Origin of the sequence: Saprospira grandis DSM 2844, from assembly GCF_000275825.1 — a bacterium.
Taxonomy (GTDB): domain Bacteria; phylum Bacteroidota; class Bacteroidia; order Chitinophagales; family Saprospiraceae; genus Saprospira; species Saprospira grandis_A.
This window is the reverse complement of sequence record NZ_JH719942.1, coordinates 2941669-2967712: the sequence shown is the minus strand read 5'-3', so window position 1 is coordinate 2967712 and position 26044 is coordinate 2941669. Positions and strand designations below refer to the sequence as shown.

The 26044-nt window shown below is 42.8% G+C and carries 17 protein-coding genes and 1 other RNA gene; 6 read left to right on the top strand and 12 right to left on the bottom strand.

The window, feature by feature from the left end; genetic code table 11:
- Positions 1 to 15 precede the first annotated feature (15 nt).
- From SAPGRDRAFT_RS13510 to SAPGRDRAFT_RS13485, 4 genes are all read right to left on the bottom strand, one after another.
- Positions 16 to 1128 carry a glycosyltransferase gene (locus SAPGRDRAFT_RS13510; protein WP_002659799.1) on the bottom strand — a complete coding sequence of 371 codons (1113 nt, stop codon included), beginning with the start codon at positions 1126 to 1128 and terminating at the stop codon, positions 16 to 18.
- Between the two features lie 483 nt (positions 1129 to 1611).
- Positions 1612 to 11991 carry a T9SS C-terminal target domain-containing protein gene (locus SAPGRDRAFT_RS20905; protein WP_037350265.1) on the bottom strand — a complete coding sequence of 3460 codons (10380 nt, stop codon included), beginning with the start codon at positions 11989 to 11991 and terminating at the stop codon, positions 1612 to 1614.
- A gap of 1244 nt (positions 11992 to 13235) precedes the next feature.
- Complete coding sequence (locus SAPGRDRAFT_RS13490; protein ID WP_002659795.1) at positions 13236 to 13919, bottom strand: methyltransferase domain-containing protein; 684 nt, start codon at positions 13917 to 13919, stop codon at positions 13236 to 13238.
- A complete protein-coding gene (locus SAPGRDRAFT_RS13485) occupies positions 13919 to 15130 on the bottom strand; it encodes an NAD(P)-dependent oxidoreductase (protein ID WP_002659793.1) in 1212 nt (403 codons plus the stop codon). Before SAPGRDRAFT_RS13485 ends, SAPGRDRAFT_RS13490 begins: the two co-directional genes overlap by 1 nt.
- A gap of 214 nt (positions 15131 to 15344) precedes the next feature.
- Here SAPGRDRAFT_RS13485 and ssrA point away from each other — a divergent pair.
- Positions 15345 to 15732, top strand: a transfer-messenger RNA (tmRNA) gene (ssrA, locus tag SAPGRDRAFT_RS20900).
- A gap of 52 nt (positions 15733 to 15784) precedes the next feature.
- Here the strand turns inward: ssrA and SAPGRDRAFT_RS13480 are convergent.
- From SAPGRDRAFT_RS13480 to SAPGRDRAFT_RS22965, 5 genes are all read right to left on the bottom strand, one after another.
- Entirely contained in the window at positions 15785 to 16957 is a 1173-nt protein-coding gene (locus SAPGRDRAFT_RS13480) for a PD-(D/E)XK nuclease family protein (RefSeq protein ID WP_002659790.1), read from the bottom strand.
- 88 nt (positions 16958 to 17045) lie between these two features.
- Positions 17046 to 17276: an IS3 family transposase gene (locus SAPGRDRAFT_RS23825; RefSeq protein ID WP_071530163.1), complete on the bottom strand. Its 231-nt coding sequence runs from the start codon at positions 17274 to 17276 to the stop codon at positions 17046 to 17048.
- A gap of 44 nt (positions 17277 to 17320) precedes the next feature.
- Positions 17321 to 17620: an IS66 family insertion sequence element accessory protein TnpA gene (tnpA, locus tag SAPGRDRAFT_RS13475; RefSeq protein ID WP_037350261.1), complete on the bottom strand. Its 300-nt coding sequence runs from the start codon at positions 17618 to 17620 to the stop codon at positions 17321 to 17323.
- 47 nt (positions 17621 to 17667) lie between these two features.
- On the bottom strand, positions 17668 to 17955 hold the full coding sequence (locus SAPGRDRAFT_RS13470) for a transposase (protein WP_037349662.1): 288 nt from the start codon (positions 17953 to 17955) through the stop codon (positions 17668 to 17670).
- 59 nt (positions 17956 to 18014) lie between these two features.
- Positions 18015 to 18179, bottom strand: a complete 165-nt coding sequence (locus SAPGRDRAFT_RS22965; protein ID WP_002659789.1) for a hypothetical protein — start codon at positions 18177 to 18179, stop codon at positions 18015 to 18017.
- 136 nt (positions 18180 to 18315) lie between these two features.
- On the opposite strand from SAPGRDRAFT_RS22965, the gene SAPGRDRAFT_RS13465 reads away from it, so the two are divergent.
- The 5 genes from SAPGRDRAFT_RS13465 to SAPGRDRAFT_RS19905 are packed head-to-tail and all read left to right on the top strand — an operon-like array spanning position 18316 to position 24821.
- A complete protein-coding gene (locus SAPGRDRAFT_RS13465; RefSeq protein ID WP_002659787.1) occupies positions 18316 to 19707 on the top strand; it encodes a phospholipase D-like domain-containing protein in 1392 nt (463 codons plus the stop codon).
- Positions 19704 to 20528 carry a vWA domain-containing protein gene (locus SAPGRDRAFT_RS13460; RefSeq protein ID WP_002659786.1) on the top strand — a complete coding sequence of 275 codons (825 nt, stop codon included), beginning with the start codon at positions 19704 to 19706 and terminating at the stop codon, positions 20526 to 20528. Before SAPGRDRAFT_RS13465 ends, SAPGRDRAFT_RS13460 begins: the two co-directional genes overlap by 4 nt.
- Complete coding sequence (locus SAPGRDRAFT_RS13455) at positions 20525 to 21328, top strand: hypothetical protein (RefSeq protein ID WP_002659784.1); 804 nt, start codon at positions 20525 to 20527, stop codon at positions 21326 to 21328. Before SAPGRDRAFT_RS13460 ends, SAPGRDRAFT_RS13455 begins: the two co-directional genes overlap by 4 nt.
- Entirely contained in the window at positions 21321 to 23402 is a 2082-nt protein-coding gene (locus tag SAPGRDRAFT_RS13450) for a serine/threonine-protein kinase (protein WP_002659782.1), read from the top strand. Before SAPGRDRAFT_RS13455 ends, SAPGRDRAFT_RS13450 begins: the two co-directional genes overlap by 8 nt.
- Before the next feature lie 12 nt (positions 23403 to 23414).
- Positions 23415 to 24821 carry a DUF4407 domain-containing protein gene (locus tag SAPGRDRAFT_RS19905; RefSeq protein ID WP_002659781.1) on the top strand — a complete coding sequence of 469 codons (1407 nt, stop codon included), beginning with the start codon at positions 23415 to 23417 and terminating at the stop codon, positions 24819 to 24821.
- A gap of 71 nt (positions 24822 to 24892) precedes the next feature.
- On the opposite strand, the gene SAPGRDRAFT_RS23125 is transcribed toward SAPGRDRAFT_RS19905, so the two are convergent.
- The 3 genes from SAPGRDRAFT_RS23125 to SAPGRDRAFT_RS20890 form a co-directional block, all read right to left on the bottom strand.
- Positions 24893 to 25030, bottom strand: a complete 138-nt coding sequence (locus SAPGRDRAFT_RS23125; protein ID WP_002659779.1) for a hypothetical protein — start codon at positions 25028 to 25030, stop codon at positions 24893 to 24895.
- Positions 25031 to 25123: 93 nt separating this feature from the next.
- Entirely contained in the window at positions 25124 to 25747 is a 624-nt protein-coding gene (locus tag SAPGRDRAFT_RS13440; RefSeq protein ID WP_051018633.1) for an IS3 family transposase, read from the bottom strand.
- An 11-nt stretch (positions 25748 to 25758) separates the two neighbouring features.
- A complete protein-coding gene (locus SAPGRDRAFT_RS20890; RefSeq protein WP_253271330.1) occupies positions 25759 to 25986 on the bottom strand; it encodes a hypothetical protein in 228 nt (75 codons plus the stop codon).
- Between the last annotated feature and the right edge of the window lie 58 nt (positions 25987 to 26044).

Below are 26044 nucleotides of genomic sequence, written 5' to 3'. Positions count from 1 at the left end.
GGTAGATGCTGCGCATCAAAGCGCTTCATAATAAGTTAATAGCTTTTGGGCTTCCTTTTCCCAGAGCCAATCTTGCTTAGCCAAACGGCAATTTGCTTGTAGTTGTTGATAAAGCTGGGGCTCATCTAGTAGTCGGCGAATAGCCCTTGAAATTGCCTTGGGACTCAGTTCTTCTAGCAAAAGGGCCACTTCATATTCGGCCAGATGCCGTTGATATTCTGGAAAAGCCATATTCAGGCTGGGTTTTTCTGCTTGAACGTAATCAAAGAACTTATTGGCCAAAGAAAAGTAGTAACTCTGTCCCTGATGCTTGAGCAGATTGAGGCCCAGATGCGCCTGAGGGGTTATTTTTTGGAGCTCTTCAGGCGGCAGGAAGCCCCAAAACTTAAGCTGTTCTCCCAAGTTAAGACTTTGCGCTTGTTCTTGCAAACTCGCCATTTTGTCGCCCTTGCCCAAAAGCCAGAGCTGAACTTCTTGAGGCGAAAAATCGGCTAAAGCGGCAAGGAGTTCCTCTAGCCCCCTTCCCTCGTTCAACATCCCTTGATAAATAAGAATCAGGGGGCCATTTTCGGGATAACGAACGGCTTGCTGAGCTTTGGGCTGTGCAAGGGGCAGGTTGCGAATCACGCCAAAGGGCTGGCCGTGCTGTTCCTCAAATAAATCGGCCAAACTCTGACAGACCGTATAGGCCAGATCTACCTTGGGAATATAGGAGCGGGCAATCCAAGCCCAGATGGCTCGTATTTTAGGGCGACGGACCACCTCTGGCATTTCTTCAAAGTACTCATGGGCATCAAAAACTAAGCGTTTCCCCTTTAGGCGAGCCGCAGCATGCCCTGCGGGCAAACTATCTAAATCTACAGCGCAAAGAATATCAAATTGCTGAAAAATCAGAAAGAAGAATAGCCGCAATTGGTACTCGATATAAAAGAATTTTCCAGCCTGAAAAAAACAGTTTAGGCGCTTTTGCGCATAAGGCCTATCGGGCAAAGGCAGGGAGTCTTTTTGCTTTCGTCCCACCAAAGTAAGTTGATAGCCTGCAGTCTGCAAGCTTAAACAAATACGGTGCATTCGCTGATCTTGCAAGAGGTCATTCGTGACACTACAATATATTTTTTTCTTCACCATAAGCCCAAAGATAGAGAAGAGATGGCAAGAACCTATAGCTTTTATCCTCTAGACGCTATTTTTTTGGGGCCTGCCGCCTTAGGCGGCCGGGCCCTTTCGGGGCTCGCAAGCCTGCTCGGCCCTTCACCGCTTTCAGCGGCTCGGTCTGGCCTGCGGCCACCCCTTCAGGCCCCTAGGCCATCCTCCCCTACTGCTCAGCTACAAGCCGCTTCGCGCCTTCAAGCTTCGCAGGCTCGCGCCAAGCGCGCCCGGCCGGCGGCTGGCGGCGGCCACAACATGCTCTGCACTTGAGCTAATCTAACCCTCAATATATTTCATTTCAGGCCTAGCCCTCCCCTGCGCCGCCCCCGCCTGGGGGCTGGGCTCCTTTGGCCTTGGAGGCCAAAGCGCCCAGCATTACGATGCCCCCCTCCGGGGCGCATCCCCATAAAAAAAGGGCTGTCGGGAAAACCCGACAGCCCTAAAATCTATAACTCCATTAGATTAACGAAGCAAATTCACCGCACCGTGAATAACCTCCGTCTCTCCATCAATATAGAGTACCTCAGCATACCAAGCATAGACCCCAGAATTCATTGGCTTGCCCTTAAAGCTACCATCCCAACCCTGTTGAGGATCATTAGGATCAAGGTCCAAACCTTCATACACCAACTCGCCCCAGCGGTCATACACTCTAAACACCAACACCTGCTCCACCTTCTCATCGCCCTGAACAAAGAAACGGTCATTATTCCCATCACTATTCGGCGTAAAGGCCGTAGGTGCAGCTGCATTTCTAGGCTTCTCCATCTTCACCACAATCGTGCTATCCTGCATACAGCCAGAAGCATTCATGGCCGTAAACTGATAAATCCCCGACTCATAAGGCGTCAATGAAGTCTCCAAACTGCTATCCACCAATGCCCCAGCGTTAATCTCGGTCCACCACCAGCTTGCCGCAGTCGTATCATTCAAATCCGCAAAAAGCGTCAAAGTATCGCCATACTCTAGCACATACTCCACTTCGCCCGAATCTAAGGCCGGACCAAAGCTCGTCATAAAGAAGGGATCTGCCGCTTCTACCGTCACCAAAGTATCAAAGAGACAACCATTGTTATCTTGGACATACAAAGGATAAATCCCCGCTTCCAAGCCCACAAAAAGGTTACCGCCCTGAAACGTCAAGCTATCTAGACTATAAGTATAGCTACCCAATAGCGTCGATCCGCCCGTTCCATCCAACTGAATGCTTCCGTTCGCATCGCCCACACAGGCCGCGCCTGTAATACTGAGGTTGCCAATACCTACTTCCGTCGGATTCGCCAAGCTAATGCTCGTATCTACCTTACATCCATTGGCATCTTCTACATTAAGGGTATAGTTGCCTGCTGCTATGCTATCCAAACTAGGCGTTAGCGCACCATTGGACCATAGATAATTGTAAGGCGAAGTTCCACCAGCTACCGTAGCGCCCAAAGCTCCTGTACTATTGTTGTAGCAATCTACCGCTCGAACTTGGTTCAAACTCAACTCTAGTTCCGCAGGCTGACCCACTAGATAGCTAAAGCTATCCACACAACCACTAATCGATTGGACCACCACGCCATATTGGCCAGCAGCTAGGGCCGTAATGCTTGTGCCCACAACACCATTGCTCCAGTAACTCGCCTGCAAAGGCTCATTCGAGTTCGTAATGCTAATCGCACCCGTAGAAGCTCCATAACAATCTACATCATCAATCGCTACCGTAACACTCAAGGCCAAAGCCTCTTCTACTACTGCCGTATCTACCTGCGTACAACCATTCAGGTCTGTTACACTCACATAATAAGTGCCCGCAGAAAGGCCAGTCGCTACATTCGTCGTCTGACCCAAAGGATCTGACCACTGATAACTCAAGGTTCCTGTTCCACCAGAAGCCGTCACCTGAGCGCTTCCATCTGCGCTGCCTGTACAGCTTGCATCTGTTACATTCACGATTTGGCTGCTGATTCCTGAACTTTCATTTACTGTTGCCGTACGGACCAAAAAACAGCCGTTGGCATCTGTAATCGTCACGCTATAGCTACCAACACTCAAGTTCGAGTTCACATCACTGCTCGCTCCATTCGACCAAGCATAAGTGTAATCGCCATTGCTATTTGGCGTTCCACCGCTCACAATAGCGGTAATTTGACCAGAGGCTCCACCAAAGCAAAGCGCATCTGCAGTATTTAGGGTCGCCACTAGCTCACTAGCGGGTTCACTCACTATAATCTGACTGTTGGTCACACAACCATTCGCATCCGTTACGCTGACCACATAAGTCCCTGCGGCCAAACCGCTAATACTTTGGCCAGTCATTCCGTTGGACCAAGCAAAGCTGTATGGTAAGGTTCCGCCACTCAAGAAGACCGTGGCCGTTCCATCGGCTCCACCCTTACAGTTCACCGCCGTCATCCGAATCGTATCGACCACTAGGGCCGCAGGTTCTACCATATTGACATCCAATGTTGTACTACAGCCATTGGCATCTGTTGCCGTTACTGTATTTACTCCAGCGCCTAGGCTAGTTGCCGTCGCTGTAGTCTCGCCATTGGGCCAGAGATAGCTGTAAGGGGCATTCCCTCCACTAGCTACTACCGTAGCCGTTCCATTTTGATCGCCATTACAGCTAGGGTTGCTGCTCGACACAAAGCTCAATACTACTGGGTCAGGGTTTTGTAGCAAGACTTGTTCTGTTACAGAACAACCTTGGCTATCCACTACCACCACAGAGTAAGCGCCTGGCGCTAGGTTCATTGCCGTGGCCGTAGTTTGTCCATCCGACCAAAGGTAAGTATAAGGGGCCGTTCCTCCTGTGGGAATAGCGGTAGCGCTACCGCTATTCGCTCCAGCACAGGCTGCTGTATTGGTGGTAATTGTTGTGCTCAACAAGCTTGGCTCGCCAATCACAATACTTTCTACTAGCTCACAGGCATTGGCATCGGTGATCGTCACGCTATGCGTTCCTGCCGATAGCCCTACTGCTGTTGCTGTTCCTTGGCCATCTGACCAGAAGTAAGTATAAGGCATTGTTCCACCTTGTACGCTTACGGTAGCATTACCATCTGTACTTCCATTACAGCTAGGCGCATTGGCGCTCATACTAGCCGTTAGGACTGCGGGCTCTTCTACTTCTGTAGTAGATACCATATCGCAACCATTCGCATCGGTGACGGTCAGCTCATAAGTACCCGCCATTAGGCCTGTAATTGTGGTTCCTGTCATGCCGTTATCCCAGTTGTAGCTATAAGGAGGCGTTCCACCGCTAGCGCTTACGCTAGCCGTTCCATCGCTTCCGCCTGCACAAGATACATCCGTAGCGCTTAGGCTAAACTGAATGGCTGTAGGCTCCGTAATCGTTACTGAAATGGGCAATACACAGTTGTTTCCATCTCGGACCTCTACCGTGTAGGTCCCTACACAAAGCCCCGTAAAGTTATTATTGCTGCTAAATACATTGCCTGTTTGACCAGGACCTAAAATGCGGTATTCATAGCCATTTACGCCCAAGGTACCGGTTCCCGATACCGCTGTAGCGATAATTTGGCCATCGCAATCATTAGCACAGAATACATTCACTTGTTGGATCGTCGCATCCAAAGGTACTGGATCCGCCAAGCTGATGCTATCAATAGCTGTACAGCCAGAAGCATCCGTTACCGTTACGGCATAAGTCCCTGCTGCCAAGTTGCTAGCAATTGTGCCATTTTGGGCTTGGGCGCCAGACCAGGCATAAGTATAAGGCGCAATGCCACCACTAGCCGTAACCTGAGCCGCTCCATCTGCAGCCCCGGGGCAGCTGATGGCAGCTCCATTAAAGTTCGAGTATTGTTGAACAGTCATCACGATAGGAGCTGGCTGCAACAAAACAGCAACTGCAGTATCTGAACAACCTCGGCTATCTGTAGCCAAAAGGGTGTAAGTACCTGCCCCCAAATTGAAGAGGTCCTCTGTTGTTTCTCCTGTAGACCAAGAGAAGGTATAGTTAGGCGTACCGCCCTGAGCATCGGCGTCGATCATTCCAGTACTATCTCCAGCACAACCAGGCTGTGTAATAGATAGAATGTTGGCTTGTACTGCAGTAGCGGGTTGGCCTACCGCTACAGAAGCAGTATTCGTACAACCTGTAGCATCAGTCAAAGTTAAATCATAACTACCGGCAGCCAAGTTAGAAATTTGGCTTGTTGTGGCCCCATTCGACCAGTTGTAGTTATAAGGGGTAACACCACCAACAGCCGAAGCGCTAGCACTTCCGTCTGTACCACCAAAACAAATGACATCTACAGCACTAAAGTTAATCTGAATGGGAGCAGGATCTACCAGCGTACCATTATCTACAACTACACAGCCATTGGCATCTGTAATCGTCACGCTATAAGCAGCCGCTGCAAGGTTCGTAGCGGGGTTGCTTGTTTGGTTATCTGACCAAAGGTAGCTATAGGGTTGAGTTCCCCCGGTTACAGTGGCCTCTAGGGTTCCGTCAGAACCAGCAAAACAGCTAGGATTAGCGGCTAACATAGCTGCAGTGGCCAAAACAGTAGGTTCAGTAATAATAAAGCAGCTATCAATCGCACAGCCATTATTATCAGTTACAGTTACACAGTAAGTGCCTGCTACTAAGTTGCTATTAGTGGCTGTAGTTGCTCCATTGCTCCAGTTATAGCTAAAGGGTGCAGTACCTGCAGATGCCGTCAAAGCAATTTCACCATCATTTCCAGCATTACAACTTACGGCACTCACTGTTGCCGCCAACTGAATAGCCAAAGGATCAGTAAGTGTGATACAATCTGTAAATGTACAACCATTGGCATCAGTAACTGTCACACAATAATTTCCAGCGGCCAAAAGGTTGCTAGTCGTAGGAGTAGTCTGTCCATCAGACCAAAGGTAGCTATAAGGCGGTGTTCCACCAGTAGCCACTGCAGAGGCTTGGCCTGTAGCAGTTGCTGCACAAGCAGGGTCTGTTCCCGACAATGTAGCATTTAAAGCTGCAGCAGGTTCTGCCACCGTAGCTGTAGTTACTAGGTTACAGCTATTTCCATCTGTAATCGTTACTGTATATGTCCCTGCAATAAGGTTGCTAGCTGTGGCGGTAGTTTGAGCAGAAGCATCATTCCATACGTAAGTATAAGGAGTGATTCCGCCTGTTGCTGTTACCGTGGCAGCACCATCATTTCCACCAAAGCAATTTACGGCCACAGTAGAGCTAGTCGCTGCTAGAGCAGTAGGCTCATTGACTGTTGCCGTTGCCGTGATGCTACAGTTATTAGCATCTGTAATAGTTACGGTATAAGTAGCTGCGCTAAGCGCAGTTGCTGTTGTTGTTGTTTGGCTAGAAGCATCATCCCATACATAGGTATAAGGAGTGGTTCCACCTGCAGCGACTACCGTTGCTGTACCACCTGTTCCAGCATTACAATTCACATCAGTAGCTGAAGTTGTAGCTGTAAGCGCAGCGGGTTCTGCCACTACTTGCTGATCTGTTATAGAACAAGCATTTGCATCTGTTACAGTCACTGTATAAGTGCCCGCAGCTAGGCCAGTAGCCGTTGCCGTAGTTTGAGCGGAAGCATCATCCCATACATAAGTGTAAGGAAGGGTACCATTACTTACTGTAACAGTAGCTGTTCCACTATTGTCTCCCGCACAGCTCAAGTTAGTCCCTGACATGACCGTTTGAATAGCCGTAGGCTCTGTTACTGTTTCACAATCTGTAAATGTACAGCCGTTGGCATCAGTAATCGTTACACAGTATGTACCAGCTGTTAAGTTGCTAGCTGTTGCTGTAGTTTGAGCAGAAGCATCATCCCATATATAAGTATAGACTCCAGTTCCACCAGTTGCTGTAGCCGCTACCGAAGCATCAGCAAAGCCATTACAACTAGCGTTTGTAGTCGCTAAAGTAGCGCTTAAGGGTTGTGCAGGCTCTGTTACAGTCCCACAGTCCGTGATACTACAGCCATTGGCATCGGTAATAGTTACACAGTATGTACCAGCTATCAAGTTGCTAGCCGTGGCGGTAGTTTGAGCGGAAGCATCATCCCATATGTAAGTATAGGTTCCTGTTCCACCGGCTACGGTTGTGGCCAAGCTACCATCATTTCCTGCATGGCAACTTACATCTGTCGCTGCGGTAGTTACCGTCAAGGCAGCAGGTTCTGTCACTACAATATTAGCCGTATCTCTACAGCCTGCAGCATCTTCTACAATCAAGTTGTATGTTCCTGCTGCGGCATTATATGCCGTATCGGCAGAGCTGCTAAACAAGAAAGAAGAGCCACCTGTCCAAGTATAAGTATAAGGAGCTGTTCCCTGTGTGGTTCCTGTAGCCAAAGTAGCGCTATCACTATGGCAAGCAATAGGAGTTACTTCATTGAGTGCTAAAACCGGAGGGTTACTGCTTGCCGTGATGGCCAAGCTAGTATCCGCAGTACAACCATTGGCATCTGTAATCGTCACGCCATAGGTCCCTGAGTTAAGGCCAGTAATAGCCGCTGTAGTTTCTCCATTGGACCAATCATAGGTATAAGCAGCTGTTCCACCTAATGCTTCTACCTCTATGGCACCTAAGGTGCCACAGGCTGGGCCTGCTTGCGAAACAACAGCCATTTGTAGTTGGTCTGGACGAACAATGTCCAAACAAATAGAAGATGTACATCCATTATTATCAGTCATGGTTACACAGTAATTGCCAGGAGCAAGGTTACTCTGGCTAGCTGTTGTTCCTCCATTAGACCAAAGGAAACTATAGGGCGCAGATCCCCCTGTTCCAGCAACCGCTGCGCTACCATCATTGGCAGAACAACCCGCTTGTGTACTTGATTGTAAAAAGACTACTGGCGCAGTAGGCGCAGGATATAAATAACTGCTATCTATGCTAGTACAGCCTGTAGTACTCTCGGTAACGGTCAAATAGTAAACGCCTGTCGGAATAGTCAAAAGACTTGAACTACCCACTGCATTGTCTACTTGTCCAGTAGACCAGCTAAAGTCATAGGCGGTTCCCCCAGTGGCTGTAGCATCAATTTGTCCATTGTTATTACAGAGAGGGTCGGTATTCGTAAAGTTGATGATGGGATTAGCATCAATTGTTACTTCAAAATCTACGGATTGAGGACAGCTCAAGACTTGAACACCACTATGGTCCACTACCGATAGAATGGTAGCCGTATAGCTCTGTGTGCTGCTTGGAGCTACCGTAATACTATTGGCAGTACTGCTCAAAATCCCTGTACTGGGGCTCCAAACTACACTGTCTGTAGCAGTCAAGCCAGTAAGGCTAAGAGTTGTATTTTCTCCACTACAAATTGTTACATCTCCAGAACCCGTAGCCTGAGGTACAGGATCTACATATAGATAGACGGTGTCTTCTGTAGAGAGTCCGCAACAATCTGTAAAAATAGAAAGCGTAATGGTATAAAAGCCAGCTACATTAAATTGAGTATAAGAGGTAGACATGACACTACCAGGGTTGGGGATTGCCCCATTAAAGCCCCAGTTATAGGTATCTGCATTTTGCAAGCTTTCAAAGCTCGCGAAGTCTCCTTGGCAAAGCTGGAAAGTGTCGGCGCCTAAGGCCGTTGCTCCAGCCACTAGAATTTCTGGACGAGTAACCGAGAAGGATACATTATGAAAGCCTTCATAACTATCTCCAGCATGCTCTACAGTATAACGGTCCAAGTTGGTATATACCAAGTTGGCGGGGTTGTCTGTACTTGTTACTGGTGTGGCTGCTCCTGTAACAGGATCAAAGTTCCAGCTAGTAACTCCTGCCCCAGTTGCCGTAGCAGGAGCTTCAAAGCTCATAGGGGTATTGATACAGTTTACGTTTTGAGCCAAAATGACTGGCTGGGCAGCCAAATCAAAGCTAGAGACATTGGTCGACAAAGCCGTACCGCCAGCAAGATGAATAGCTGCAGCTTCTCCAGGGAAGCCATCACCACCATCACCACCAAGACCACCGCTTCCGCCGTCTCCGCCGTCTCCGCCACCACCAATGCTACAAGCAGTTGCACCACCTGTACCGCCAGTTCCTCCTGTTCCAGCTGCACCACCATCACCGCCCAAACCAGCAGCACCAGCAGAGCCAGCCAAAACATTACTTTGATTCAAGCGACCATTGGCTCCATTCAAATAGAGGTAAAGACCAAAAGAGGCCCCTCCAGAGGTTCCACCGACACCAGCTTCTCCGCCGCAGCCACCGCCGCCGCCACCAGCACCAGACGAACCCGATCCATTATTACAAAAAGAACCTTCTTCGGCAGCGCCACCGCCACCACCGCCACCGCCAGTACCATTTGTACCCGCAGTACCGCTAGTCCCAGATGCGCCAGTAGCAAAGAAACCAGCTGCGTGACTTCCCAAACTACCATTTACACCATTGGTTCCCGCTACACCATTTACCCCATTGGCGCCATCACAGCCATCCATTTCTTTTCCAGAACAGCTGCCATCACTATCATTACTACAACCAGAAAAATCACATTGGTTGTTTTTTCCAGCTCCACCAGCAGCTGCTCCGCAACCACCAGGAGCACCGTTTTGGCCATCGCGGCTTCCACAGTCAGCCTGACCGTTTCCTCCACCTTGTCCACCCAGACAACAAGCAGAAGAACCAGCCGCTCCACCATTGTGCTGCACGCAACCATCATCATCTCCAGTGACTCCATTGCCACCATTGCCGCCATTGACTCCATCGGCTCCATCGGCTCCATCAGCGCCATCACCAGCATTACCTGCCCGAATCTGTGTCCGAACAATGTCATAATCAGAACAAGAGGTAAGGTGAACGCCATAAGTAGACATCCCTGACTGGTTCGCATCATCTGTGGTGATGGTCAAGTCTTGCAGACGGAAGCCCGTATTGCTATTTGCATAAAAGGTCACCAAACGCTGAGATCCCGCTGGCCCTTCTGGGTTAGCGGTAGTTCTGTTAATAGTAGTAGCTCCTGCCAAAGATGTTTTCTCCCAAGCATTGGCCGGATCAAATCCACCCTCTACAGTCATAAAACTGCTCAAGAAAAGAGGATCATCCATATTATAGGTACCAATAGCTAGTTTAAGAACACTATTATTACAAGCGGCCCGACTCAAAGCTTCTTCTAAAGAGGTAGGATCGGCCTGCGTTCCCGCAGCAGCTGCCGTACCGGTAGGCGATACATATATATTGACACAGTTGGCAATGGCTGGTGGAGTTCCCACTTCTAGCTCTGCCGTTGCCATTCGCACACAACCCGTTGCAGAGTTGGTTACCGCTAATGTATATTCATAAATACCCGCAGCAGTAGGTACACTCACCGAAATTGTAGAGGCAGTACCCGAAACATTGCCCTGTCCTAAAGAGGCCATGCTAGGATCGAACCACTCAAAGGTAGAACCCGCAACATCCGATACGCCCGTGAGCAAGAAACTAGCTCCCGAACAAACCGAAGCATAAGCCGGCGTGATGGCCGCCTGTGGCGCTTCCAAAACATCTAGCTGCAATTGGTCCGAAGAGCTACAACCATCGGTGTAGTGCAAGGTGACCGTATAATTAGTATTCGTTGTTGGAAAGGCCGTTGTACTGGCCTGATTGGGCGTGCCCAAGCTAAAGTTGGGCGTCCACTCAAAGTAATCGACATTGCTAGCTGTTGTGCTGGCATTTAAGGTGGCCGTATCACCTAAACAAAGCTGTACATCTGGCCCAGCATTGACGGGGTCGTTGGGGTTGGGCAAAATGTTAATAGTATAAGCCTTACTATTTTGACCAGGTAACGGACAAGCATCGTCCTCAATCAAGAGCGCAAAAGTATGACTACCTACATCGGCATCTGTAGGGGTCCAACAAAAGGTCCCAACCAGTTCGCCATTAACCATCTGCTGCGTGAAGCTAGCACCCGGAATGGCATTGGTCACAGTCATCGTAATATTATCGCCTAGGTTGGCATCATCGCCCAAAATGTCAAAACAAAGGGGGCTATTGGCACAAAGTAATGTATCAAAAACTGTGGTGCTTCCATTCAGGCCCGATACAGTAGGCAATTGGTTGCTACAGTTCTGAATAACAAACTGCATATCCCGAACAATCTCGCCCACTTTTACGCCATTTCGGTATTCTTCTACCAAAACACAAATTACCGCAATCTGAGGATTATTGGCCGTAAAGCTAATTTCTCCCGTTGTAGGGTCTAAGCTAATGGGCACATCCAATGGAGAGGGCCCACTAAAGCCCCCAGCATAGGTTACATTTACTCCAGCTGCCGTTTGGCATTCTGTTAAAGAGTAGACCAAAGAATCGTTGTCTACATCATTGGCCAATTGCTGAAAAGTGACCTGCTGCCCCGTACAACTAAAGGGCGTAGGATCACTAGCAAATACCGGCGAGCTATTGCAAGGACTAATCGTATTGTCCAAGCTCGTTTCTACATAAATCGAGTTGCTGCCCGGCCCACTCAAGTTCGTAATCGCATTGTTACGACAACAAGAAGAGCTAGACAACACCCAATCATTACAGGCCGTGGGCAGGTTCAAGGTCCCTTGATAAACATGGGCCTCTACCCCCAAGGTAGACCCTCCACTACAAACACTAGTTGCAGAGGGACAAAGGGGCGTAATGTCCGTCACCGATAAACGATTCAGACTCAAGCTCCCACTAATTCCACAACTAGCCGATTGGTAGTTGATGTTAAAACTAGACCCCAAAGAGGCCCCATCGCAATCCCGATAGGCTTTTAAGGTCACCTGGTACTGATTGGGCCCCACACAACTATAAGTGAGGTCAAAGCCCATAAAGTGCGTGGCTTTTAATGGCGATAAGCCGCTAAAGCTTATCAGAAATAAGAGGAGCAGCAGCCCCCCAATTCTAGTAAAAAACTGCTTCATTTTGCGATCATTTACAGTGTGTAATGCTTGCCTTTGGTCAAATTCCACTAAACAGGAAAAGGCCTTCCAAGTTAGGGACTTCTACTCCCTAAGCGAAGGCTTGTTTAGCTTTTTTTAGCAATTGTTAATTATTTTAAGGCAAAAACTTAAAATATATTGTTAAGCTCTCCGCATTTTTTGCCCAATTTTTTGCGGTTTTTTCATTTTCTCCTTGTTTTCCCCTTGCCCCAAGGGCTTTTCTCTTTTTATTTATTTTTTTTGGGGCCCGCGGCCAGCTAGGCAAAGCCTAGCTGGCCGCCGCTATGCTTCGCCGCTCGCAGGTCTGCTCGGCCCTGCGTCGCTTTGCTCCTGGGTCTGGCCTGCGGCCACGGCTGCGCAGCGCTGGGCCGCTCATCTGCTCTACTAAAGCCAAACCGCTGTCCTTGGCCGCTTAAGGTTTTATATAGAACGTAATCCTTGGGCCTTTTATCTGTAGAGACTATTTAATATTTTGTGTTTCCCATTTTGCTGCCTAGGGACAAGCCCCTAGGCGACTATTGGCCAAATCCCAACAAGCTAAAGGCCCAAGTTTTATTCTGATACATAAAATACTGAACAGTCCCCTCGAGGGGTACAGAGACCCGTCTCGAGGGGTGCAAAGACCCATCTCGAGGGGTACAGAGACCCATCTCGAGGGGTACAGAGACCCATCTCGAGGGGTACAGAGACCCATCTCGAGGGGTGCAGAGACCCATCTCGAGGGGTACAGAGACCCGTCTCGAGGGGTACAGAGACCCGTCTCGAGGGGTACAGAGACCCATCTCAAGGGGTACAGAGACCCATCTCGAGGGGTGCAGAGACCCGTCTCGAGGGGTGCAGAGACCCGTCTCGAGGGGTACAAAGAGCTATCCTGATGGGTACAGATAACCCTATTTTGGGCTAAAGGCCCCCAAAACAGGAGTATAGAACTCCTCCCCTATTGTAGCGAGCTCTTAACTAAAACTAATTGATATAATAAGAGGAGGGCCGAAGGCCCTTTTTGGCTGCCCGCAGGGCAGTTTTCGTCCTTGGCCTAGCGATGTGCAGGGGGGCCGCGAAGCGGCAGACCAAGGCGCTGCAAGCGCCGCAGGGCCGAGCAGACCTGCGAGCCCCGAAACGTAGCGCCTGCAGCTTTGCTGCAGGAGGCCCCAAAAACAACCCTTCAGGACATAAAAAAAGCCAGCAGAACGTCATTCTACTGGCTAAATGGGGCTTAAAATATGGCGCTAATAATAGAGTAATTTAAAATATTGCAGGCCTTCTTTGGGTTGATAAAAGAGCAGGCTGCCCTTATCGAGGCGCTCTTGGACCTGGTCCAAAAACTCTCGGATGTTATAATTTTTGCTCTTAAAGACCCGAAAATAGAGAACGCCATCGGGGGCGAGATGGTCTAAGGCAAGGTTGATCAGCTCCCACATTTTGTCCACATTGGGCAAGAGGTGGAGGAGGTTAATCATCGAGATAAAGTCGAACTTTTTATCGGCGGGTAGGGCCTTCATATAATCGAAGACATCGGTTTCCCAATTTAGGTTGGGTTCAAAAAGCGCTTCAAAGGCTTGTTGGTCTTGCAAAAGGGGTTGGCTATCTGCGCCAAACTTTTTGAAAACCGAGCGATAAATTTCGTAGAAATTTTGGGGATCAGCGGCTTGCAGGCGTTTATTTTGGGCCAAGAATTTGCTCATTGCCTGCTCTTTTGTGTCTTGGTCTACCCCATGAAACTCTGTAAAGTCAAAGCGATGAAAAAGGGGGAAGAAACTCAGTGGGAATCGGCAGCCCAGCTCTAGGGCCGACTTTGCTTCGGCTCGTTTTAGGCGTTCGCAAAGGGGGTGCACCATATAGGTTTTGAGCAGCAGGCTACTGATGTGTGAGTCCTCCTTGGGCGTTTCAATTTTTAATACTTCAGCAACCATTATTCAGCGTTTAGGTAGTTAGTTAAATACTGGAAATGAGGGCCTAATTCGCCATTTAGGGTCACGCTAGCCCGCTCGATCATTTTGCTATCCTTTAGGCCGAGGAGCTCGGGCAAAACCGAGGCGATAAACTGCTCGCCAAAAGACAAAGAGGCGTCTCGGGGCAGTTCATTGGGCAGATTATCGATGGTCATCATATCGATGGTTTGGGGGGCATAGGGTGCCACCGCCTTGGCCTGTTGGGGATCGTAGCCAAAAACGGGTTCGGCGATCGTGCTTGCAAAAAGCGTAGAGGGAATCGAGGCAGCGGGGGCGATATCGCAGGTCACATCGGCGATCACTTGGATCTTAAAGTCCTTGGATTTCATCTGCTCGGCGGTAAAAAACTGGGGGGCGCGATTATCCCAATAAATGCCGTTAATCATCAGGTCGGCGACCTTTGTATAGGGTTCAAAAATGGAGGTATAGCGTTCGGGATGGGCAAAAAACTCGTTTTGGTCGTAGTTTGCGCCTTCGGCTTTGGGGGCCACATAATCCTTACAGCAGAGCTGAGTAAAAACGGGGCCTTCACTTGCATTATTCAGAAAATCTTGGGGGCTTAGGCGTTGGAAACCAGCATTTTCGAGCACCTCAGCGGCGCCATTAGCCACACGGCCAGCACCAGTAAGGACAACCTTCATGCTGGGCCAATTTACTGTTTTATAATAGGCGGTAGCCTCGGCCATATCCTTAAACTTGATCATTTGGGGCAAATCATAAGCTTTGGTCCGATTGCCATAAGTCATCAGGCCATTATGAGCGCCGGCGATTCCGGCGAAGCGGCCAAAAGCGATCACGCGCTTGCCATTTTCGTCAGTTAGGACCTCATAATCAAGCAATTGAATATTTTTTTCAATAATTGCTTGCAGGAGTTTGCGGTTATAGGATTGCTCCTTGATGGTATGCGAGAAAAAGCAATACTTTTTATTGGGAATCAATTGACTGATGGGCACTTCCTTCACGCCGAGGAGCAACTCTCTATCGCTGAGATCTTCTTGGAGTTGGAGGCCGGCGGCTTCATATTCTTCATCCTTAAAGCAGCGGTTGGGAGAAGGTTGGACCAAGATATCGAGTTGGGGAAACTTGGCGAGCAGCTCCTTACATTGTTGGGGGCTGAGGGGCACTCTAGAATCTGCGGGGACCTTACCTTCACGTATAATTCCTATTTTCATAGCTATATTTTAAATTTTTTGGTGGTTTAGAGAACTTTTCGGTCCTTAAGATAATTAAGTGGATGCATAAAAGGAAAAGACGGTCCATCTTCTTATGGATAGTTTGGTAGAGAAAGCCGAAGAAAATAAAAATGAGGGGCTAGGAAACTTTTTCTTTCTTGTAAAAGTTCTATATTTGTCGCCCGCTCTAAAGGAGGGGGAAACAATTACCACTGGGGCTGACTGGAATCGACAGCATTGGACGGTTGGTAAGTAAGCATGCCGAGTCAGGTGTACTCACACTCGTTAAAACTGGTGCATAACAATTTTAAGTGGCAACACTAACTATGCTTTGGCTGCCTAATTAGCCCTTTTTAAGGAACTAATAACAGTCAATTCGCCACTAGCTTGAGGCCTAATACACAGCTAGTCGCATTAACAAAACCCCTTAGGATCGCTGCAAAGGCTTGTTTTCACCGGCGTGGTTAAACTTTTGAGAACTGGAAGTGCGTTCGTCTGCGATAAAACTTCTCGCACTTTAAGATTTAGATTTATTGCTAAGCATGTAGAAAGCTTATTAGCGCATTGACTGGACGAGGGTTCGAATCCCTCCAGCTCCACAGATGAAAAGAGAAAGCCAAACCTTTAGGGGTTTGGCTTTTTTTTGTGGTGGGATTATTTTGTATCAGGTTTAAAGGTTGCATTCATTTTAGACAAGATCGTATCTAAATCTTTATATAGCTTTTCTTCTTCATTAGGGAAGTCATATCTTAAGTTATAGCCTGTCTCCGTTTTCTCCGTGATATTTAAATCTTCTGAAGGAAGTCCAATTTTTTCAAAAATTAACTCAATGGGGTTAGCTTCTCCTTTAAACTCAGGATCACAAAGAGAAAAACGTATTGTAGTACTATCTTTACGCGACAGAATCTCCATCCAGTATTCTTTACCATCAAAATTACTATGTTGCAGTTTAGAGAACCATACTTTATCTCTTTTGCAATAAAAAAAATGAATCTTGTCAAAACACTTTTTCCCTCCAATACTCTCTATGTAATCACGTATTCTGGTGGCTCTATGTTCCTCCAACTGCTCCAACAAGCCCTTTATCGTGTTGGCTGTGTTCCAGTTCTCCCCCTTCTTCAACAAATCATAAAAATCTTCCATAGCTACGGTATTCATACTGTCCTGACTTAAGGTTTGAATCAATTTTTTATAATGTCTGAGTGTAAACTGCAGGTCTGAATCTGTGCTCGCTAAAATTGCAGGGTTTAGCCAATCACGGATGAGACTATGTACTTCATAATGCGTAGCCGGCAGCACAACTAATAGAGATTGGATCCTTTGTTTCTCCTCTTCTGTCCAGCCATGAAAAGAAGGTTGTTTAGTATCGGCCAGGGGAATGTATACCACGGCATCTACTGTACCATCAGAATTTTCTACAGTTTTCAGATAACGAGGAATTTGTTGATACATATCCTCTGCCCCATTGATCTTATTTTCTACAATAATTGCGTGTTTAGAGTGGCTATCCTTAATAAGGATATCAATTCGACCACTTTCTCGAAAGACCTCTACTTTTTGATAATTTTCTGGATCGATCTGAATATCCTCAAACTGATTTAGGCAGTGTATAAACTCTAATAAGGCAATAGGCCTTGATTCTTGCCAATTTGCAGGATCTAGCAAAGCCGCCATAACATCTGAGTGAAAATTCTCCTGATGGTAATTCTTCGATATGAGCTGAAAAATATTAAATCCTACTTGTCCATGTCGAGCTTTTTGCTCTAGGTAGGCTTTAGCGATATTTTCAGCTGTTTCTAAAAAGCTTTCTATTTTTTGTTTTTCCATAGAGTAGGTACTTCTAAGTGTTTATAATTGTTTTTTAGGTGGGTGGGGAGTGCAGGCCAGTTAGCAAAAGAGATAAATTCTGCTGCCTTTAAGACTTCGGTCGCAGTCTTAGATTCAACTCCTCTCTTCGCCAAATGCGGTAGACCTTTTTATGGTTGAAGGGAAGACCTTGACTTCTGAGGTAATGAAAAACTTTCCAGAAGCCCCAAGTTGGGTATTCGGCTACAACCTCATGTAATAGGTTAGCAATTTCGTCATCGACTACTTCTGGTCGATGACCTAACCTTCGTTTATAGTATGTTTGACGGCGAAACCCCAAAACGGCACAAATCTGACGTATGCTATACTTTTTGGACAGCTCGTCTATGACTTCTTCTTGTCGTTTTGGGTGGAGTACTTTTTTGCCATGGCGTAGCCCTCTTCTAAGATTTCATAATTGCTGCTTAGGTCTGCATACATCTTTTTCAGGCGAGCATTTTGGGCTTCTAGCTCCTTAATTAGGCGCTCTTTATCATCGGTCTCTTCTTCTTTGGCTCTTTTCCATTTATAAAAAGTGGATGAGCTTATTTGGTACTTTTTGCATAAATCGGCTATGCTCAGGCCGCTGTCCTGCTCAGCGAGGATGGCTAGCTTTTGCTTTTTGGTGAAATTGTTTTTTGGCATGTTGGTGGTTTTTTGGAACTAATGGTTGGTTTTTGGTTAGGCTACAATCACATTCCTCTATATTTTTTTTTAAGCCAGTCCAGCTCAAACTGCAACTTGCCTATTTGCTCATATAAACGGGCTTCTTTTTCTTCATCAGCATCCACTTTGGGCCCTCGCTTTTTTTCATAAAGCAAAAAACTATTGGCCAAAAGCTCTTTCTTCCAGGCCGATATTTGATTCGCATGTAGCTCATATTTTGTCGCTAATTCTGCCAAGGTCAATTGATCTTTTAGCGCTTCTAAGGCCACTTTTGCCTTAAATTTAGAACTGAAATTACGACGTTTCTTTCTCATCTCTTTTGTAATTTAGTGCTTCATTATACAACTTTTTTCTTCTGTTTTTCCACCTTAAACTACTGTCCTAATTTTGGGGGTAAGGGCAGTACAAATTTAGGGTAGCTAATTGTGCCTAGTTTAAGCAAGCCTAGAATTAGCATCACCAGCATATTCATCCGCTGGCCATACCCTGAAAAATGAGCACTTAGTTTTCTCTTTAATTCTTTTTCTGTATATTTCATACCGAGCAATTTATGAATTGGAAATTATTGATTTGATACCTACAATTTACAACTTTTTTATTGCTTCTTTTTTTATTCTGTACTTAAAACAGCTTCATTAAAACAACAAGAGCTCCTATCACTAAAACACTATAAGATGGCCCCTTTAATCAAAACATATTTTACTCAACGAGATGATGTACTTCCTATTATCCATGAATACTTATCCAATGCTCAGACCCATGTTGCAGTTGCAGTTGCTTGGTTTACAGAAAGATCTCTTTTTAATAAATTAGTCTTTTTACAACAATCTGGGGTCCAAGTTGAACTAATAATTACTAACCACGAATTCAATACAAATTCTTATAATCAGTACTCCTTGCTAGAAGTGCATGGAGGTTTTTTTACTGAATTAGGTGGTGATCATCAACTGATGCATATGAAATTTTGTATCATTGACCATAGTACTGTTATAAGTGGTTCTGCAAACTGGACAAAAAGAGCTTTTTGTGACAATGAAGAAGAAGTTACTGTAGTAACTAACAATCCTGACAGAGCAAATGATTTCATGAATGAATTTGAGCGACTCAAACTTATCTCAGGAAAAGTAAAATCTCTAGAAAAAGAACTCAATATTGCTGATGCCATTCAAACTCTAACTGCAATAGAGGGACTTATTCCCCTCAATCAACCCAATATAATCAACACATTGGCACACAAACTCCGGCATATTAACGAACTAGAACATATAATTGATAAAATACTTCAAGGTAAATATGATCAAGCTTTAATCAATATTAAAGATTTCAAGAAGATTCATACTCAAGTTTTAGATGTAACAGGTATAAAGATTTTTCAATTACAAACACAAATTAAAATTTTCAACAATCAGATTGAAATCTTAGAATTTGAAAAGGTTGACTTAGAGGCAAAGATAGAAAAATTCAACTTTAGATGTACAAAAGAGCTCGCACCTTTAATCTCAAAAATCCTAAAAATTCGTAAAAAAATTTACGCTAAACTAAAAAAATATGATATACGTGATAATAAATATAAAGACTTAGAAGAAAAGCTTGAAGAAAATGAGTTAAATTATATGAAAGCCCTAGAAGATCCAGTTTTTGAACTTAGTGAGGATGACACTTTAAAGCTTAGTAGTCTTTTTAGAGATTTAGTCAAATATTGCCATCCAGACTCTTCAGATTGTCTATTTGAAGATAAAGAGGAGTCTTCAAAAGTTTTCAGTCTCTTAACTGACGCCTACAAACATAGTGATATTGATAAAGTTCTAGAAATAAGGGATAAACTTTTAACTAAACAAAAAATTGACACTAGTCAAGAATATAGTAAGCTAACATTTCTTCAAGCTAAATTAGAAGCCTTAAAAAGAACTCACCTAAGAATTATAGACAGCATAAAGCAAATCCAAAATACTAAAATATATCTTTTAATTTTAGAAATTGATAATTGGGACGTTTACTTCACTAACCAGAAAAAGAATCTAAAATACAACTACGAAAAGGAGATGCAAAAATACATAAAACTATGAAAAAGGAAATACAAAAATCTAAAGGGGAATTAAAAAGATCTTTTGGCAAAAAATTAAATTTGTCAAATTTAAACTTAATCACCCTTGAAGATCTTACATCTGAGCTGGTCTTACCTCGAACGTTTTATCAATTAGTAATCTTTATGCTAGATGGATCTAATTCGATGAATGGAAGAACTGATGATGGAAGATCAAAAGCAGTTAGAATTGAAGATTCAATAAAATCAATCCTATCTCGATTAAAAAAAAGTAAGAATAAAGAAAGTTTTGACTTATCATTTATCATTTTTTCAGATGACTATACTGATGTATTTGATGACGGGATAAAGAGGCTAGTAGATATTGATACTCAACAGTGTTTCAACCCTATTAAACTAATTCAGGAACCAAAAGATACTAGATTAGCAAATGCTCTAAAATATGCTAAAGATAGAAGTAATCAATATATAAAAGAAAACTCTGATAGAACAACTCAGGTTTTGTTGTTAATACTTTCAGATGGAGCACTTGATGATTATAGCGATTCATTAAAAGAAGTCAATGAACTCAAAATGAACCCCCAAATCACTGTAGCATGCCAATATTTAGAAAAATATATTGACGAAGATAGTAAATGGTATTCTTGTGACGAAGCAACAGGAGAGCTTGATTATGACAGTCCTTGGACAATTGAAGAGGTTAGAGCTTCGGAAGAAAGAAGATCTAATAAATTTAAAAGGTTTGCATCCTCTGATGAGCTTTTTATAACTACAATGGACCCAGCACTTGTTAGAGATCATATGATAAAAAGTATTACCCTAATTTCCAAAACAAATCTATGATGTATTTTTCCGCCTCATACAAAAATGTAAAATTAAATCAAGACTATGCCAACTACAAAACTATAGATAAGCTAAAAAAAATAATTATTTGTGATGGTATTGGTAGTTTCAAAGATTCAGGTATAGTTGCAAATAAAATTGGAAATTATCTTCTTCAAGATATTTTTCCCTCAATAGAGGACATTCCTAAAGATTCCACATCTTTAATCTCCCACGATGAAATTAAAGTAGGAGGAACTACCATTCTTTTAGCCCAAACAAGTAATAATAAAAGCATTGACATTGAATATATCGGAAATGGAGGAGTCATCAATATAGCTGGGGACTTTGCTAATACACCATATTCAAACTATCCTTACAGATATTCGGAGCTCCTTTTACCTCACGTTGATGCCAAAGGTGCTCTATCCAAACATTTATCTCATAATAGTGGACCTGATCAATTGATCCCATCAAAATTGACATTATACCCGAACCACCCCAATGGGAATATTATACTAATATATTCTGATGGTATTAACTCTCTAGAGAATAATCTTATACTTAGAGATAAAGAAAATAGATACTGGCGAAATGAGTCTCCCTCTGTTCAGTATATATTGAATTTACTTGATACATTCTTGATAGAGCTATGCAAGGAGGAACCTCAACTTGATACTATTCAAGATAAATTATCTAATTTCAATACAAAAGTACTCGAAGATTTAAATACTGATGGATATCTAGAAGATGACGCCTCATTAGGAATTATTATTACGGATGCTGTTTTTAAATATTATCAATCCATATTAAATGCCTAATAAACTTTCAAAAATATCAAAAATATCAATAATAAACAAACACATATACTCTAACTTTGCCAATATAGAATATTTAGAATATGAAGATACTCCAATTGGTTCTGGCGGATTTGGTACTATATATAGAACATTCAATCCTAAATATGTTATAAAGATTTTCCATGATAAAACTGCTCAAAAGCATGCCTATGAAACTATTAGTTTACTACATCACAAAATAAAAATATACCCAAAAGAAACAGGCGCCTACATACTACAAGATTTTCCTGAGCTTTTGGGCTTACCGTTTGCAGCTTTTGAAGCTTTTAATTCTGAAAAACAAGAAATTGCAACAGTCTTACTCATGCATAATCTAGCAGAGGAAGGCTTTATTGATTTTGGTGGTGATGAAAGAGAAACAGTTAGATTAAAACAACTTGATCTAGAAAGTAAGCTAATCCTTTGTTACCAATTATCAAAAATAATAGCATTTCTACATGACATTAAATTCATTCATTCAGATCTAAGTGATAATTCTATATGGATAGATCCTGCTAATACTCAAATTGCTTTAATTGATTACGACAGTGGATATCATTATGATAAACAAAAAGCTCCAACTACTATTGGAAAAATAACTCACTGGGTCGATTCTAACTTAAAAAAGTTATTCAACTCCAATCCAACGAAAAACACTGCAAATAAGCGTAAAAACCTTACTACGTCAGATCGTCTAAATTCAGAGAATTGGATATTAGCCAATGCTATTTTCGAAATTATTTTTAATGTCAGCCCCTATTTCTTTCTTATAGATGCTGATGATCAAACGAAAATTAACTACTCAAATTCTTATGATTGGCCAGAAATAGAAAAGTCTTCAAGTTTATTCCAAAAGCATAATGAAGTATTTTACAACAAGATAAAAATAAATCTTCAATTATTTAGTAAGATTGGCCTAAATACCTTAATAAATAGTTTCAAAAAAGTTTTTGGGAAAGGCTATGACAATCCAAAGGCTAGACTAACTAGCAAAGATTGGAAAAATATTTTATACACAGTATGCATTCAACTAAAAGACAAAACCCCTTCCATCTCTCATTATACATCAAACAAAACTCATATATATAGTAATAAAGAAGAAGTCGTGTTTGAGTGGGATGGAAGTAAATATAACAAGGCATACTTAAACAATAAGCTAGTTGCATACAAAACACAGCAGATCTCCATGAATTTCCTAGATTCTAAAGAGGTCACTCTTAGGTTGGTAAATGATTTTGGTGAAGACACTCAAGTATTAGAAATCATTGCAGTAAAAGTAGCTCCCAAAATTCTCACTTTTGATGCGGATAAATATGTTCGAAACGATGTCGCTCCAATAATACTTAGTTGGGAGACTAATGAAACAGACTACGTTGTCATATCGGGCATTGATTCACAACACCTCTCTATAGGTACTACAGAAGTTAAGCCTATAGATCACACTATCTACACTTTAACTGCAGTTGGGCATTTTGGTCAAAAAGTCTATAAAGAACTTAGCCTAGATGTTATTTATCCTGAGATTTTAGAGTTCTCTTGGGAAATCAATCTACACAAAGGATTGAATAATGTTGACATCAAGTGGGAAACTGAACACGCTGAAAAAGTACTCCTAGAGCCATTAGCAGGAGAAAGAGAGGCAAATGGATTAGAGCACATCTCTATTAGTGGTGAGTTGAAGTTTACCTTAACAGCTATAGGATTATATAAATCGGTTACTAAAGACCTCTTAGCAGAACCAATGGGCTTGCCCAAAATTCGACAAATTAACGCCCCCATGCCCAATTTCCAAATTACAAATCTTGTTAACACGGATCACTTAAAACTCCCTCCATCACTAACAACACTATCCGAAATTAGATTCTCAAATCAGTTACTCATAAATAAATCTGAACTAAGTAATGATAAGATGCTAGAAGAACTAAAACAAATTGACTTTACTACTTCTGATGAAATAGACATCAGTTCCTTTAATACAACATCTAATATTATGAAACGAACTGTTGGAACTATTAAAAAACTTATGAAAAAGCTGAAACCAAAGTCAAAACCCTAAACTTATTGCTCTATGATATCACGAATACTTAATATCCCTAAGACTATTTTAAAAAAAATAGACCTTCTTTTCTTATGGTCCTCTGGAATACACCTTGAGATTATTGAAAAAACACCACATGAGAAAAGTAAATATTTTGGTATTGGAGGTACTATTATTTTCACAGCACTCATGGCATCTTTGGCTGGAGGATATGCTTTTTTCACTGCATTCAAAAGTATTAACTTGTCTATTTTCTTTGGGATCTTTTGGGGAGCCTTAATTTTTAATTTGGATAGATATATTGTTTCTACTTTTGGAGTCGGAGATGGGAAAAAAACAATTTCTCTTCAAGAAATCAAAGAGGCTCTTCCACGAATTGTAATGGCAGTAATTCTAGGAATTGTAATAGCTACTCCTTTAGAGCTAAAAATATTTGAAAAAGAAATTGAGGTAGAAATTGAAAAAATGAAAGATGAGAATTATCAGAAATTAGTACAGGCCGATACTATATTCTTCCAAGATAAAGCTGATCAAGAAAAGCTAGTTACCACAAATAAAAATGAACTAGAACAATTAAAAAGGCATCTTGAAAAAGCTCAAAAAGCTCCACCTGATTATATTACAATTCAGATTAACGAACTTGAAGAAGAATGTAAACGATTATATACAGACTACAAAGAAAAACAGATAAGTAAAAACAAAGCTCAAAGAAATCTCTACTATGCTAGACAAAATGAGGATAACTATAGTAAAAAAGAGCTAAAAAGATATCTAATGCTGTTCAGTATAGCTACTACAAATTTCAACAATTCAGATAATACATATAAAGAGGCTAATAGCAGGTTAAATAACCTAAAATCTAAAGGAAATAAATTTATTGAAGAAGGCATTAAAAAAACTAAGGAAGATATTATAAAAAAGGAGGCCGAATTAGAGAAAGAAGAAAAAACATTAGACCTACTACGTATAGAAGAAAAGACTAAAAAACGTCAAAAAAGTGATGTAGCTAAAAGGTATGATGGCTTTGCTGCACATTTAGAGGCTATGGATAGACTTACAAAGAACAATGCTAAACTCAATGCAGCTAGTTGGTTAATTACACTCTTATTTATTTTTATAGAAATTGCTCCAATCCTCTTTAAAATGATGACTGAAAGAGGATCCTATGACGACTATCTAGATCGTGTAAAATATGATATACTTGTGCGTCAGCGACAGAAACAATCAGATTTAAATGATGAGGTCAATATGCAAGTTAAAGCTCATTCAGAAAAAATGGAGCAGCAGCTAAATGCAGAAATCGCCGCAAATGAAGAACTATTGAGAAAAATTGCTGATGCTCAAGCTGAAATAACTGAATTAGCTATTCAAGAATGGAAAAAGAAAAAACTTGAAGAAATTAAAAAAGACCCTTCAAAAGTTATAAAATCATTCTAAACCTAATTAAAATACAAACGAGCTTGTTTAAATTTCTTAGTCAGCAGCGGCCTTGTTGCATAAATCGTAATTTACTGATTAGCAGCAACTTCCAACTTAACAGCATTAAGCTCATTTAAAATTTGAATACGCATCAGCACTTCTTGTTTCTGCATTTTAAAGCTAAGCGAAGAGAGTCGTTCAGAGAAAACGTGCTTGAGTCGCATCATTGCCGTTTCGCTTAAATTTCGACGGTGATAGCCTAAATCTTGTTTCCAAGCAGCCGCTCCTGTAGCCTAACCCTAAGGTGCAACCAGATAATACTATAAATTTAACTGCTTCCGTTCAAAGTCATATGGGCTAATATTTCCCAGACTTTGGTGGGGACGATTAAAATTGTAGTGCTGAAACCAGTTTTGAATTTCCTCATTTAGTTCTTCTAAAGAGTGGAACCAAGATAAGTTTAAACACTCTGTTCTCAAAGTTTTATTTAATCGCTCAATAAATGCATTTTGAGTAGGTTTTCCTGGCTGGATGAACTTCAATTCAATATCATGTTTTTGGGCCCAGGCAGCTAGCTTTTTAGAGATGAATTCTGGCCCATTATCGCAACGAATATAGTCAGGTTTACCTCTGTAATCCAGTACTTTATCAAGTACATCAGTAAGCTTTTTTGCAGAGATACTTTGATGGGCCTCTGTCCACAAAGCTCGCCTTGAGGTCTCATCCATAATGTTGATAATTCGGACCGATTTCTTATCTGAGCTCATGACCCAATCGCTTAAAAAATCCATAGACCAACCCTTATTTACCTCCTTGGGCAAAGAGATAGGTTCAAATTTTCTACGAATACGCTGACGCTTTGGCCGCTGTCTCAAGTTTAATTTTTCTCTCTTCCAGATTCTATACACCTTCTTGTGGTTGAAGGTAACACCTTGATTTCTAATGTAGAGGTTGTTTAAAAATTTCGTTTTAGGAAAATAAGCATAAAGGCTAAATAATGTAGACTCGCCCAGTTATTGGCTTTTCTTTCAAAACGAATGAGTAAAATTTTGAATGCGTCAATCCATGCATTAGTTCGCTCAACAGAAAAGCGTTCTTTGTAAAGTTTCTCATCTATAATGTCTTGATAATAAGCTTTTTTTCTATTTCTTTTGTTGTGGTCAATATTAGGGATAATGCCCATTTTTTGGCAGTTTTCTCTAAGCTTTTTTGCTATCAAATCCTGCATCAGCATTCATAAA

Bases quoted from the DNA above. Each gene is read 5' to 3' on its own strand.
- SAPGRDRAFT_RS13510 (WP_002659799.1), bottom strand. From the start codon at position 1,128: ATGGTGAAGAAAAAAATATATTGTAGTGTCACGAATGACCTCTTGCAA.
- SAPGRDRAFT_RS13465 (WP_002659787.1), top strand. From the start codon at position 18,316: ATGGCCCCTTTAATCAAAACATATTTTACTCAACGAGATGATGTACTT.
- SAPGRDRAFT_RS22965 (WP_002659789.1), bottom strand. From the start codon at position 18,179: ATGAAATATACAGAAAAAGAATTAAAGAGAAAACTAAGTGCTCATTTT.
- SAPGRDRAFT_RS13480 (WP_002659790.1), bottom strand. From the start codon at position 16,957: ATGGAAAAACAAAAAATAGAAAGCTTTTTAGAAACAGCTGAAAATATC.
- SAPGRDRAFT_RS13450 (WP_002659782.1), top strand. From the start codon at position 21,321: ATGCCTAATAAACTTTCAAAAATATCAAAAATATCAATAATAAACAAA.
- SAPGRDRAFT_RS19905 (WP_002659781.1), top strand. From the start codon at position 23,415: ATGATATCACGAATACTTAATATCCCTAAGACTATTTTAAAAAAAATA.
- SAPGRDRAFT_RS13490 (WP_002659795.1), bottom strand. From the start codon at position 13,919: ATGGTTGCTGAAGTATTAAAAATTGAAACGCCCAAGGAGGACTCACAC.
- SAPGRDRAFT_RS13460 (WP_002659786.1), top strand. From the start codon at position 19,704: ATGAAAAAGGAAATACAAAAATCTAAAGGGGAATTAAAAAGATCTTTT.
- SAPGRDRAFT_RS20905 (WP_037350265.1), bottom strand. From the start codon at position 11,991: ATGAAGCAGTTTTTTACTAGAATTGGGGGGCTGCTGCTCCTCTTATTT.
- SAPGRDRAFT_RS23125 (WP_002659779.1), bottom strand. From the start codon at position 25,030: ATGATGCGACTCAAGCACGTTTTCTCTGAACGACTCTCTTCGCTTAGC.
- SAPGRDRAFT_RS13455 (WP_002659784.1), top strand. From the start codon at position 20,525: ATGATGTATTTTTCCGCCTCATACAAAAATGTAAAATTAAATCAAGAC.
- SAPGRDRAFT_RS20890 (WP_253271330.1), bottom strand. From the start codon at position 25,986: ATGGGCATTATCCCTAATATTGACCACAACAAAAGAAATAGAAAAAAA.
- SAPGRDRAFT_RS13485 (WP_002659793.1), bottom strand. From the start codon at position 15,130: ATGAAAATAGGAATTATACGTGAAGGTAAGGTCCCCGCAGATTCTAGA.
- SAPGRDRAFT_RS13470 (WP_037349662.1), bottom strand. From the start codon at position 17,955: ATGAGAAAGAAACGTCGTAATTTCAGTTCTAAATTTAAGGCAAAAGTG.
- tnpA (WP_037350261.1), bottom strand. From the start codon at position 17,620: ATGCCAAAAAACAATTTCACCAAAAAGCAAAAGCTAGCCATCCTCGCT.